The organism is Exiguobacterium abrahamii (assembly GCF_015645365.1).
Lineage (GTDB): Bacteria > Bacillota > Bacilli > Exiguobacteriales > Exiguobacteriaceae > Exiguobacterium_A > Exiguobacterium_A abrahamii.
Window position 1 is genome coordinate 652,743 of record NZ_JADOYC010000001.1, and the last position, 12,110, is coordinate 664,852.

Consider the following 12,110-nt stretch of genomic DNA (forward strand, 5'->3'; position numbering starts at 1 on the left):
GGAATTCGAATGAAGAAAAAACAATATCCACTTTTACCGTTACGCGGTGTCGTCGCGTATCCGTTGATCGGATTGACGATTGATGTAGGGCGTCCGGTATCCTTAAAAGCCTTACTTGCATCAAAGGAACACGAAATCGATCTCGTCGTCGTCACGCAACGTGATCCAGAGGCAGAGCCGTCTGTTGACGGGTTGCATCAGGTTGGGACGCTCGTTCAAATCGCGAAGATGAGTGAACTCGGGAATGATACGGTCCGTGTCCGCGTCATCGGGAAGGAACGTGTCCGGATCGAAAACGTCGAAGAGACGGACGAGGGTTATCAAGCCGTCATCGAACCAATCGAGAAGATGGACATCAAAGGAGCGAAACAAGAAGCGCTCGTTCGTCTCATCAAAGAACAGTTCGGTCAGCTCGTCTCTCGGATCAAAGGAATCGGAACGGATGAACGTCGCCGATTTGAGACATACGAACGCCTCGATTCATTGACGGACTATATTACGTCGAAGCTACCAATCGATATTTCGAAGAAACAGGAGTTCCTCGAACAACAGGATCCGGTCGAACGAGGATTGATGTTGCTTGATGTCATGAAACACGAATATGAAGTCGTCGAACTCGAACGTGAGATGCGTGAACGGACGAAGAAGACGATTGAACAATCGCAACGCGAGTATTACTTGCGGGAACAATTGAAGACGATTCAACAAGAACTCGGTGGCGAATCAGCTTCTGTTGAAAGCGATGCGACGAAATACCGGGAGCAGCTTGCGATGCTTGATTTACCAGAAACGACGGTTGCGAACGTCGAGAAGGAAATCAGTCGTTTAGCGGTCGTACCGGCGACGAGTCCCGAACATGGGGTCATTCGCAACTATCTCGAATGGTTCTTCTCGTTGCCGTGGAATGAAGCAACCGATGATTTCTTGAACGTCTCGGCTGCTTCGGAACAGCTTGAAAAGGACCATTACGGTCTAGAGAAGGTCAAAGAACGAATCCTTGAGTATCTTGCCGTTCGTCAATTGACGGACTCATTGCGCGGACCGATTCTCTGTCTATCTGGTCCTCCGGGAGTCGGGAAAACGTCGCTTGCCCGTTCGATTGCCACAGCACTTGAGCGGAAGTTCGTACGCGTTTCACTTGGTGGCGTGCGCGATGAAGCGGAGATCCGTGGACATCGCCGGACATATATCGGTGCGATGCCAGGACGGATCATCCGTGGTTTAAAACAAGCAGGAACGAACAACCCGGTCTTCCTGCTCGATGAGATCGATAAGATGTCAAATGACTTCCGTGGTGACCCGTCATCCGCAATGCTTGAAGTTCTTGATCCGGAACAAAACAACAGCTTTTCCGATCACTATATCGAAGAACCATTCGATTTATCGAATGTCCTGTTCATCGCGACAGCGAACGATGTCTCGAACATCCCCGGACCGTTGCTCGATCGGATGGAACTGATTCAAATCGGTGGCTATACGGAACAAGAGAAGACGGAAATTGCCGTTCGTCATCTCTTATCGAAGCAACTGGCTGAACATGGTCTGAAAAAGAGTCAATTGACGGTCAAAGCAGACGCGCTAGAAGAAGTCGTCCGTCGTTATACACGAGAAGCCGGTGTACGGAATCTCGAACGTGTCCTCGGCTCACTTTGCCGGAAAGCAGCGAAACAAATCGCGATGGGTGAGAAGAAACGGGTGACGGTGACGAAGCGCAATCTGGACGATTTCCTAGGCAAACCGATCTACCGCTATGGTCAAGGCGAGCTCGAAGATATGATTGGCGCGGTGACTGGTTTAGCGTATACTGCTTTTGGGGGCGATACGTTGACGATCGAAGTCAGCCTTGCTCCGGGTAAAGGGAAATTGCAGTTAACCGGGAAACTCGGTGATGTCATGCAAGAGTCGGCTCAGACCGCGTACAGCTTCGTCCGAGCGAATGCGACGTCCCTTGGCATCGAACCGAACTTCTACGAAACGCAAGACATCCACATCCACGTTCCTGAGGGTGCCGTACCGAAAGATGGTCCATCTGCTGGGATCACACTCGCGACAGCATTGATTTCCGCTTTAACAAAACGTCCGGTTCGCCGAGACGTCGGAATGACGGGTGAAATCACGTTGCGTGGACGTGTCTTACCAATCGGTGGACTAAAGGAGAAGTCACTCGCAGCACACCGTGCGGGCTTGACGACCGTTCTGCTGCCGCAAGACAATACGCGGGACATCGATGATATCCCGGAAAGCGTCCGCGCAGGAATGGAATTCATTCCGGTCGCGACGATGGAGCAAGTGCTCGAACATGCATTAAAAGGAGAGTAACATGAAAATTTATAAAGCTGATTTTATTACGAGTGGCGTCAATCCGGAACATTATCCGGAGCCATTGTTGCCAGAAGTGGCACTCGCAGGGCGATCGAACGTCGGAAAGTCCTCTTTCATCAATAAACTGGTACAGCGTAAAGCACTCGCGCGGACATCTTCGAAACCAGGTAAAACGCAAACCTTGAACTTCTTCAACATCAATGATGAAGTCATGTTCGTCGATGTACCGGGTTATGGATATGCGAAAGTCTCGAAGACGGAGCGTGAAGCGTGGGGCAAAATGATGGAGAAGTACTTCACACAACGGGAAATCCTCAAAGGTGTCGTACAGCTCGTCGACATCCGACACGATCCGTCTGCGGATGATGTGACGATGTATGATTTCTTGAAGTATTACGATCTACCGGTCATCGTCGTCGCGACAAAACTCGATAAGATCAAAAAGAGTCAACGTGATAAACATATCGCGGCAATCAAGCGTAAATTGCAATTTGACGGTCAAGATACCTTGATTCCCTTCTCATCTGAGACAGGAGAAGGCGTCGATGCGGCATGGGAAGCGATTTATCGTCTTCTGTAAAAAACGAAACGTTCTGTTCTCCGACAAAAGAGAACGGAACGTTTTTTTGTTAGGGGTAAAGTAATATAAAAGTAGCATCTAATCATTTCCTTCCATCATATTTGATTTCCAATATATGAACATCATTTGATTCACGTTACAATGATAGGAACAAATTGTTCTAGTGGGAGGCTATGCCAATATGAGACGTTATAAATGGACGTTCGCAATCGTCGTCTTACTCATTCTGACACCATTTGCCATTTGGTTCTTGAAACAGGAAAAGACATTAAACATTGCACTATTTGATTACACGAACGGAACGGAGGAGCGAGAGCATGCCGGAACGACGTGGTTATTGAATCACTTAAAGATCCGAAATACGCAAGGGCAGGATTATGCATATTCGGACTACATCAACCGTTATGACGGTACACAAGGTGAAAACATGTTACAACAAGCCTCTAAAGCAGATGTGCTGTTGTTTACGGATACGTATGGAAAGTCATATGACGTCAACGGAAAAGAAGAACATCGTGGTGGCTTGACGACGGAAGACGTCGAGCTCGCGACCGAAGCCATTTCGCAAGGGAAAACGGTCGTGGCGGAGTTCAATACGGCGGCAAGTCCGACGTCAGTCGAACGGTCCAATGCGTTCCGTCAATTGTTCGGAACCGCTTGGACAGGATGGATCGGTCGTTTTTTCCCGGATTTAACAAAGTTGCAAGGTCTTGAGAAGAACGTCGTAGCTCAATTAAAAGCGCAGGCGAAAGAAAAAGAATTCAAACTATCTGGTCCAGGTTATGTCTTCATCAATGACTCAACGGAAAAAGCTTTTTTCGTCAATGATGACACACCATTACTTTATAAATGGGATAAAAACAAGGGCAGTGCAAAAGATGAGGTCCGGTATAACTACTGGTTCGAGATTTTAGAGCTAGATGGTGGCGAGCAACAAGCGCATTTTTCTTGGAAACCGTCAAAGCAGACACAAGCGATGCTTCGGAAGTATCAGTTGCCGCTTGAGTTCCCAGCGTATGTCATGCAAGGAAGTGGTCACTATTTTGCTGGTGACTACACCGACGTCGCGGATATCCCGCGCTACTATCGATACAGTGGTCTTGACTGGTTCCGTAAACAGTTCATCCTCGATAGTGCAGAGAGTGAATCAGCATTCTTTTGGAAGATTTATGCCCCGACCCTGACACGAATTCTAGAAGATACAAAACGTGTCTCGACACAGGCTGCGAAAGTCAAACCACTTTCTCAAACGAAAGTTGGTAATCAAGAGTTGCGGACACGAGCGCGTGAAGGACAGGACACGCTTGAGATGTATCAAGATGGCGAATGGAAGCCGTATTTCGTCAAAGGCGTTAACGTCGGGCTCGGTCGACCGGGGGCATTTCCCGGGGAACATGCCATCAGTCGGAATGAATACGATCGTTGGCTAAAGGAAATCGGCGAGTTGGGTGTCAATACGATTCGCGTGTATACATTACATCCTCCTGCTTTTTACGATGCATTAAAAGCATATAACGAACGGGCGAAGCAACCGATTTATTTGATGCAAGGTATGTGGGTTGAGGAAAAACCATTTGAAGAGTTGAAGAATGCTTTTGAGCCAGACTTCTTGAAGATGACCGATACAGAAGCCAAACGAATGGTTGATGTCATTCATGGTAACGCCGTCGTCAAGGAAGTCGTCGGTCATGCTTCTGGAACATATACATCGGACGTCTCGCAATACGTTTCAGCATTCGTCTTCGGAATCGAATGGTTACCGGAAGCTGTCATTGAGACGAATAAAAAGAACAAAGGCACACGTTTCGAAGGGAAATACGTGACGACGACAAAAGAGGCGTCCCCGTTCGAATCGTGGCTTGCTGGTCGAATGGATACAGCGACAGCACACGAAATCAAAGAGTATGGCACGACTCGACCGATTGGTTCGACGAACTGGCCGACGACGGATCCGTTAAAACACCCGAAAGAAGTTGAAGAAGAGCAAGATCTCGTCTCTATTGACTTCAATCATTTAAAAGCAACGAAGGATTTCCCGGGCGGCTTGTTTGCGTCTTACCACATCTATCCGTACTATCCTTCGTTCATTAAAGAAGAATACAGTCAAAAAGCTGATAAGGGTTCTGAATCCTATGCTCGTTATCTAAAAGAAATGAAAGATTATCATGATATGCCGTTGCTCGTATCAGAATTCGGAATTCCAAGTTCACGCGGGAAGACACACCTTGGACCGAATGGTTTCGATCAAGGACATGTCAGTGAGAAGAAACAAGGTGAACTTGTCGCACAGCTCTATCAAGACATCAAGGACGTCAAGACAGCCGGTGGACTCGTCTTCATCTGGCAAGATGAATGGTTCAAACGGACGTGGAATACGATGGATTATGATGATGCGGATACGCGTCCACGCTGGTCGAATGTCCAGACGAGTGAGCAACATTTCGGGATGCTTGGTTTCCTTCGTTCAGATATCGTCATTGACGGAAAACTGGATGACTGGAAAGGGTATGCTCCAGTTGCTGAAAATAAGGATCAAGCGATTTATATGACTTCTGACGAGGCGTATCTCTACTTGCGCATCGACCGGAAGAAAGCGGAGCCGACGACACTTGCACTATCGACGAAACCGAATGACGGGAATACGAAAGTCGGTCCATTGACGCTTGAGGAAGGAGCCGAATACCGTTTGACAATTGATCAGACAGCGCGTATCGATGTCGATGCTCGCTATGACATCTTCCGTTATCATTACGGTCTGAAGATGCCGTTTGAGATGGTGAAACCGCCATCTGATCAAAAAGACAGCGGCAAGTTCGTTCCAATCTATCAAATGCTCGATTATGCAAGACGAGACCCGGTGACGAAAAAAATCGTCAAACCAGCTGTCAAATGGGACACAGGTGTTTTACATGAAGGAGAGCCGGATGACATCTTGACGGATATCTCAGATGTCACGAAACCAACCGTTGAACTTCGTATTCCATGGATGGTCTTGAATATGCGTGATCCAAGTAAACATGAAATCATCGGAGACTTCTGGAAAGATGGACTCGAAGCGAAGATGATCACGGAAGGAATCGAAGTTACAGGTCAAATCGGTGAGACACGTATTCCAGAGAAGGATCGGGGTTTCTATAACTGGGCCGAGTGGACGAACCCACAACAACGGGAAGAATTAAAACCGGTCTATCATACGATGAAAAAAGCATTCACTGAGGGAGGAAACTAAATGCGACGTGAAGAGATGTGGAAGTTGATCCACCAGTCGTTTGAAGCAACAACTCAAGATCGTGAGGTCAGTTCGACGATCGAATGGACGGAAGAGGCTGTCCGTGAATCAACAGCGAATACCTTGTTCGTACACACGGTCGGACAAATGCCGGAGACGATCAATGGTCTGATCGAGGAAGGGTGGTGCGTGCGGACGGACATTTCTTATGCGGATGTCGTTCTCGCAAGCAAACCCGTCATCGAGGAGCGGATTCCCGTCGTCTACTTTAATACGGAACCTTCTTTCTATGGATTAGAGAATGCACGTGAAGTGCTACCGGCGACGCTGTCGCGGGAGCTTGTTCTCGATCGCCTTGCGCGTTATAAGAAAATCCATCATATCGCAGACGTCGTCGTCGTAACGGAAGATCCGCATATTCGTCGGATGATGGAACGGGAACTGACCGACCGCTTCGAACGCTTCGTGACGTTCGAGCGAGCGGAGACGTTTCTCGATGAGTATGTGGCATCCCGTCCGTACCTACTCGTGTTCACGTCCGCGTTGCCGCGAGCGGATGGACTGGAACTGCTGCTGCGAGCGAAACAACAGAGTGTCGCACCATTCCAATCGATGATGATCTCGATGTATAACCGCGAACGTGATCATGTCCTAGCGATTGATCGTGGTGTTGATTACATCATGACGCTTCCACTGAAAATCGAAGAGTTCCGTGCGTGGATTCGCAAAGTCGAGGACGGCCGATGATGCAAGCGATTCTAGTATTCATCGTCGTACTCATCTTCTTACAAGGTGGAGCGTTGATCTATCTTGTCGTTCAAAAACGAAAACGCGCCAATCGTGAGCATGCGCGTCGCGATTGGCAGCTTGCCTTTCGAGATGACATCTATGACTATGCGACAAGTGAACGTCAAGACATGCCAACGATTCAAAAAGGAAACGAAGATTTAGCGGAGCTTGAATTGTTCGCGTTGTCCAACTTGACGGCAACGCCGGTGCATCTTGAACGTATACAAGCTTTCGTCGCCTCTAATATGCAAGCGTATTATGAGCAACAATTGAAGCATCGGCGGATCGACCGCCGTTTGAACGCCTATGAAGCCGTTTCACAATTCCGTTTGGTTGCAGTCGCACCAATGATTCATGCGCGTTGGGGGAAGGCAATTGAAAAAGAGGAGAGCGATGTCATCGTCCGGACACTTGTCTCCTTATCCCCGCAAGATGCGATTGCGATTGCTAAACAAGAAAATGAGATTAGCTTCTTTGGCGCTATCCTTGCTGTCGGTCGTAGTCAAGATTTGACGGAGTGGGTGACTGCTTTTGAAGAATTGACGTTATCGTTTAAGTTAGCGATTCTACAGCTGATCTTTGATCGAGATGAGACCCGTTATATCGCACTTGTCCGTGACAAGACAACGGATGAAAATCCGGAAATCCGAAAACGTGCCCTTCGCGCGCTCACTCGGATTGGACTTGAGGAAGACTGGAAATTGTATGTCCCTTACTTGGAAGAAGAATCAAGTTGGGTCGAGCAGATGCTTGCCCTTCGTTTCTTAGAGCACGTCGTTCCAGACGATGCGATACCAGCGATCCTGCCGTTCGTCGGTAGTCGCTCTTGGTGGGTCCGGACGGCAGCCTTTGATGCACTACTTGCTTGTGGTGGAATCGAACAGTTGGCGAAGGTATCAAGTACACATCCCGACCGCTATGCGCGTCAAAAAGCTACAGAACGGTTGGCAAAGGAGATGAAGCATCATGTCGTCTGAGACAATCCAAGCCATTATTGAAGTCCTTTCCTGGACCGTATTGATTTATATGTTACTCGTCATCGTATTCTATTCGACACTTTATTTGATTTCTGCTCAGATGGTGCGTCGGCAACGTTTCCGCCGGAAAGAAAGTTCTTATTTACCGTTGATGCGGTCTCTCTATACACGACCGGTCAGTATCCTTGTTCCGGCCTATAATGAAGAATATACGATTGTCTCAAGTGTCCAGGCCTTGCTAGCGCTTGACTATCCGGAGCATGAGGTACTCGTCATTAACGATGGTTCAAAGGACGGAACGATGGATGAACTGTTTCGTGCGTATGAGTTAGAGAAAGAAATCCAGTATCCACGTATCTTGATCGGTTCAAAACCAATCAAGCAGGTCTATCGATCCCGGATTGACAGTCGTTTGATCGTCATCGATAAAGAGAATGGTGGAAAGGCAGATGCCTTGAATGCCGGTATCGACCACTCGAGTTATCCGTATTTCTGTTCACTCGACGCAGATTCGATTTTAGAGCGTGATGCGTTGTTGAAAGTCATGAAGCCAATCGTCGAGTCAGATGAAGAAGTCGTCGCGACATGTGGTTCGATCTTCCTCGTTAACGGATGTACGATCGAAGGCGGCGAAATCGTCGAGATTCGGACACCGAAGCAACGAATCGTCCTGATGCAGATGATTGAATATTTCCGGGCATTCTTGTTCGGTCGCCTTGGTCTTAGTCGCTTCAACATCTTGTTGATCGTCTCCGGTGCCTTCGGATTGTTCCAAAAGAGCATCGTCGTTAAGGCGGGGGGATATAAAGAAGGGCTCGTCGGTGAGGACATGGAGCTTGTCGTCCGTTTGCACCGGTACATGAAGGAAAATAAACTCGATAAACGGATCGAGTATGTTCCAGCACCAGTTTGTTGGACACAAGCTCCAGAATCGATGGAAGTGTTACGTTCACAGCGAACACGTTGGCATCGTGGTCTTGCTGAGACGCTGTGGACGCATAAACGGATGATTGGCAATCCGAAATATGGTTCTGTTGGTAGCGTCTCGATGTTGTATTTCTTTTTGATTGAACTACTCGGACCAATCGTCGAACTGATCGGTTATTTCATCATTCCGCTTAACCTACTCGTCGGTACACTCAACTTTGAATTTGGGATCGTCTTGCTGGTAGTCGCTTTACTCTATGGTTCCTTATTGTCAGCAGGTGCCGTATTATTGGAAGAGTGGACGATGCACCGATTCAAGAACGTCAAGGAATTGATTCGGTTGTATCTATGGTCCTTAACCGAGTCGTTCTGGTACCGTCCGATTCTCGTCTTCTTCAAGCTAGGAGGATTGATTCAATTCTTGACTGGTCGAGGACACTGGGGGCAGATGGAGCGCCAACGTCTCGAAGACGTCACCGAGGAAAAAGTCGGCTGACGAATAGGTATGAGGGGGATAAGTTAGGTGGAGTTGTTACGAAACAAGTGGTTTAAAGCATTGATCTGGATATTAGTGATTTTTCTCGTCATCTGGGTTGGAACGAAAATTTCATTTTTATTCCAGCCGATTCGTGTCATGTTGGCCTTGATTTTCCCGCCATTGATCATCGCAGGGATTTTCTATTATTTTACGCTTGGCATCGTGGACGCACTACAAAAACGGGTTAAGAAGCGTGGGCTTGCTGTCTTAATCGTCCTGCTTGGTTTCATTACGATCCTGACGATTGCGGTCGCATCCATCGGACCAATCTTAGTCGAGCAGGTGACGGATTTTGCGACAAGCATTCCGACACTCGTCGTTGAATTGCGCGATCAGACGTTAAATTTACGCGATCAGTTGATGAACAATCGTTTCATCTCGACATGGGTTCACGAGAATACGGACTTGTTTGACAAGTGGACGAATGAAGCAACGTCGTATATCGGTACCGTCTTTAAGTCTGTCTCGACGTCTGTCGGAACGATTTTTGGTGTCATCTCTTCGACCGTTTTAATCATCGTCTTAGTGCCGTTCATCTTAGTTTATATGTTGCTTGACGGCTATAAGTTTCCGGATTCCGTTGTGAAGCTGTTGCCGAAAAGCTATGAAACAGAAACGCGTAAAATCTTGCACGACATGCATGTGACAGTGAAGCATTATGTCAATGGACAAGTCATCGTCTCGATCTGTGTCGGTCTTATGTCATTGATTGGCTTCTTCATTTCAGATATTCAATATGCGTTACTGCTTGCCTTATTCTGTACGGTCACGAACATCATTCCGTATCTTGGTCCCTACATTGGTGCCGTACCGGCGGTCATCGTCGGGTTCATCGATGATCCGATCAAAGCCGTCTATGCGATCATCACGATCGTCGTCGCGCAGCAAATCGAGTCGAACTTGATTTCTCCTTATGTCCAAGGGAAAACACTCAAGGTTCATCCGCTGACGATCATCATCGTCTTACTCGTTGCTGGGAAAATCGGTGGGATCATCGGTGTCATCCTAGCAGTTCCGACCTATGCGGTAACAAAAGTCGTCGTTCAAAATATCGTTCGGATCTATCGTTTACGTCAGCAACGTCTTGACGTACCGGACGTGACGGTATCACCTGAATCCTTGAAGTAAAGTGTAACCCTCTGACCTTTTTAGGAGCAGAGGGTTTGTGATTTTCATGAGAGAGGGATAAGGTAGAAGAAGAGAAAAAATGAAGAAGATTTCACAACTTCGACTCATTTTAGTTTATAAATTGATTGGAATCTTTTTTATAATGGTTATAATGTAGGATAGAGAACGAAAAGATAGATCGGAACGAAATTTTTGGACGTAAGGGGTAGAGCGCATGCATATCGTAGTGGTCGGCTTGAACAACAAAACAGCGCCTGTATCAATACGCGAACAAGTCTCATTTGGGGAGCATGAGATGAAGGGAGCGGTCGTCGCATTGCGCGATGAAAAAAGTATTTTTGAGAGTGTCATCGTCTCGACATGTAACCGGACGGAACTGTACGTCGTGACGGATCAGCCACATACAGGACGGTATTATACGAAACGTTTCCTTGCAAACTGGTTCGGATTGACGATGGAGGAACTGGAGCCGTATCTCTTCATCCATGAAGGGTTTGATGCGATGAAACATCTGTTCCGCGTCACGAGTGGACTTGATTCGATGATTGTCGGTGAAACGCAGATTCTTGGTCAAGTCAAGACAAGCTTCTTCATGGCTCAGAAGCTTGAAACGACAGGAACGGTCTTCAATAAACTCTTCAAAGAAGCGGTCACGCTCGCCAAACGGGCTCACGCAGAAACTGGAATCGGTGAAAATGCCGTTTCTGTCAGTGCTGCCGCTGTCACGCTTGCCGAACAGTTACTCGGATCGCTTGAAGATAAATCAATCGTCGTCATCGGTGCGGGAGAAACTGGCGAATTGACGACGCTTAACCTATATGAAGCAGGGGCACGCGATATCACGGTCTTTAACCGGACGTTAGCTAAAGCAGAAGAGGTCGCGAATCGGTTCGAAGGATCGGCACATTCGATTAACGAGATGCAGTGCGGTTTGCTTCGGGCAGACATCGTCATCTCTTCAACGGGTGCAAAACGTGCCATCATCAAACGGGAAGACATCGCGGCAGCACAGCTGTTCCGTCACGATCGTCCATTCCTCTTGATCGACATCGCCGTACCACGCGACATTGAACCGACCGTCGGTGACTTGCCAGGTGTTCATTTGTACGATGTCGATGATTTGACATCAATCGTCCAACAAAACATGGCGGAACGCATGAAGGAAGCAGCGAAGATCGAACAACGGATCGAAGCAGCAATCGCTGAGTTCGAAGGTTGGATGACGACACTTGGTGTCGTACCGATCATCACGGAATTACGCGACCAGGCGTTACGCATTCAACAAGAAACGATGCAAAGCTTGGAACGGAAATTACCGGATATGTCAAAACGCGAAAAAACCGTTATTGGCAAACACATGAAATCAATCATCAATCAGTTGTTGCGTGAGCCGTTGTCTTATATTAAAGATGCGGCAGCGAAGCCAGATGCCGATGAGCGGATTGCGCAGTTCATGGATACGTTTGCATTAAACGAAGACTTGTTTGAAGGACTCGAAGATGACGTCATGACATCAGAAGAGACGACACCTTCCGCAAAAGCTGTGAACCGGTGAACAAAGCACGATTTGTGTTACAATAGAAAATGCATGGGGCGGACTTGTGCCGCCCCTTTATCATT

8 protein-coding genes are annotated in these 12,110 nt (G+C 47.7%); all 8 read left to right on the top strand.

What is annotated here, in order from left to right; all coding sequences use genetic code 11:
* The first annotated feature begins 9 nt into the window (after nucleotides 1–9).
* The 8 genes from lon (at nucleotide 10) to hemA (ending at nucleotide 12,045) form a co-directional block, all read left to right on the top strand.
* Entirely contained in the window at nucleotides 10–2,319 is a 2,310-nt protein-coding gene (gene lon, locus ITJ88_RS03215; protein ID WP_023468976.1) for an endopeptidase La, read from the top strand.
* Nucleotide 2,320: 1 nt separating this feature from the next.
* A complete protein-coding gene (gene yihA, locus ITJ88_RS03220) occupies nucleotides 2,321–2,902 on the top strand; it encodes a ribosome biogenesis GTP-binding protein YihA/YsxC (RefSeq protein ID WP_023468975.1) in 582 nt (193 codons plus the stop codon).
* Between the two features lie 181 nt (nucleotides 2,903–3,083).
* On the top strand, nucleotides 3,084–6,131 hold the full coding sequence (locus ITJ88_RS03225; RefSeq protein ID WP_230088511.1) for a hypothetical protein: 3,048 nt from the start codon (nucleotides 3,084–3,086) through the stop codon (nucleotides 6,129–6,131).
* A complete protein-coding gene (locus tag ITJ88_RS03230; RefSeq protein WP_195864646.1) occupies nucleotides 6,132–6,878 on the top strand; it encodes a response regulator in 747 nt (248 codons plus the stop codon).
* Nucleotides 6,878–7,897, top strand: a complete 1,020-nt coding sequence (locus ITJ88_RS03235) for a HEAT repeat domain-containing protein (RefSeq protein WP_195864647.1) — start codon at nucleotides 6,878–6,880, stop codon at nucleotides 7,895–7,897. Before ITJ88_RS03230 ends, ITJ88_RS03235 begins: the two co-directional genes overlap by 1 nt.
* On the top strand, nucleotides 7,887–9,320 hold the full coding sequence (locus tag ITJ88_RS03240; protein WP_195864648.1) for a glycosyltransferase family 2 protein: 1,434 nt from the start codon (nucleotides 7,887–7,889) through the stop codon (nucleotides 9,318–9,320). Before ITJ88_RS03235 ends, ITJ88_RS03240 begins: the two co-directional genes overlap by 11 nt.
* Nucleotides 9,321–9,347: 27 nt before the next feature.
* Complete coding sequence (locus ITJ88_RS03245; protein WP_195864649.1) at nucleotides 9,348–10,490, top strand: AI-2E family transporter; 1,143 nt, start codon at nucleotides 9,348–9,350, stop codon at nucleotides 10,488–10,490.
* 214 nt (nucleotides 10,491–10,704) lie between these two features.
* Nucleotides 10,705–12,045, top strand: a complete 1,341-nt coding sequence (gene hemA, locus ITJ88_RS03250; protein WP_035396598.1) for a glutamyl-tRNA reductase — start codon at nucleotides 10,705–10,707, stop codon at nucleotides 12,043–12,045.
* Nucleotides 12,046–12,110: the final 65 nt, after the last annotated feature.

What these genes read in the sequence shown, in the direction of transcription:
- ITJ88_RS03240 (WP_195864648.1), top strand. Translation starts at nt 7,887, where the DNA reads ATGTCGTCTGAGACAATCCAAGCCATTATTGAAGTCCTTTCCTGGACC.
- lon (WP_023468976.1), top strand. Translation starts at nt 10, where the DNA reads ATGAAGAAAAAACAATATCCACTTTTACCGTTACGCGGTGTCGTCGCG.
- yihA (WP_023468975.1), top strand. Translation starts at nt 2,321, where the DNA reads ATGAAAATTTATAAAGCTGATTTTATTACGAGTGGCGTCAATCCGGAA.
- ITJ88_RS03230 (WP_195864646.1), top strand. Translation starts at nt 6,132, where the DNA reads ATGCGACGTGAAGAGATGTGGAAGTTGATCCACCAGTCGTTTGAAGCA.
- ITJ88_RS03235 (WP_195864647.1), top strand. Translation starts at nt 6,878, where the DNA reads ATGCAAGCGATTCTAGTATTCATCGTCGTACTCATCTTCTTACAAGGT.
- ITJ88_RS03225 (WP_230088511.1), top strand. Translation starts at nt 3,084, where the DNA reads ATGAGACGTTATAAATGGACGTTCGCAATCGTCGTCTTACTCATTCTG.
- hemA (WP_035396598.1), top strand. Translation starts at nt 10,705, where the DNA reads ATGCATATCGTAGTGGTCGGCTTGAACAACAAAACAGCGCCTGTATCA.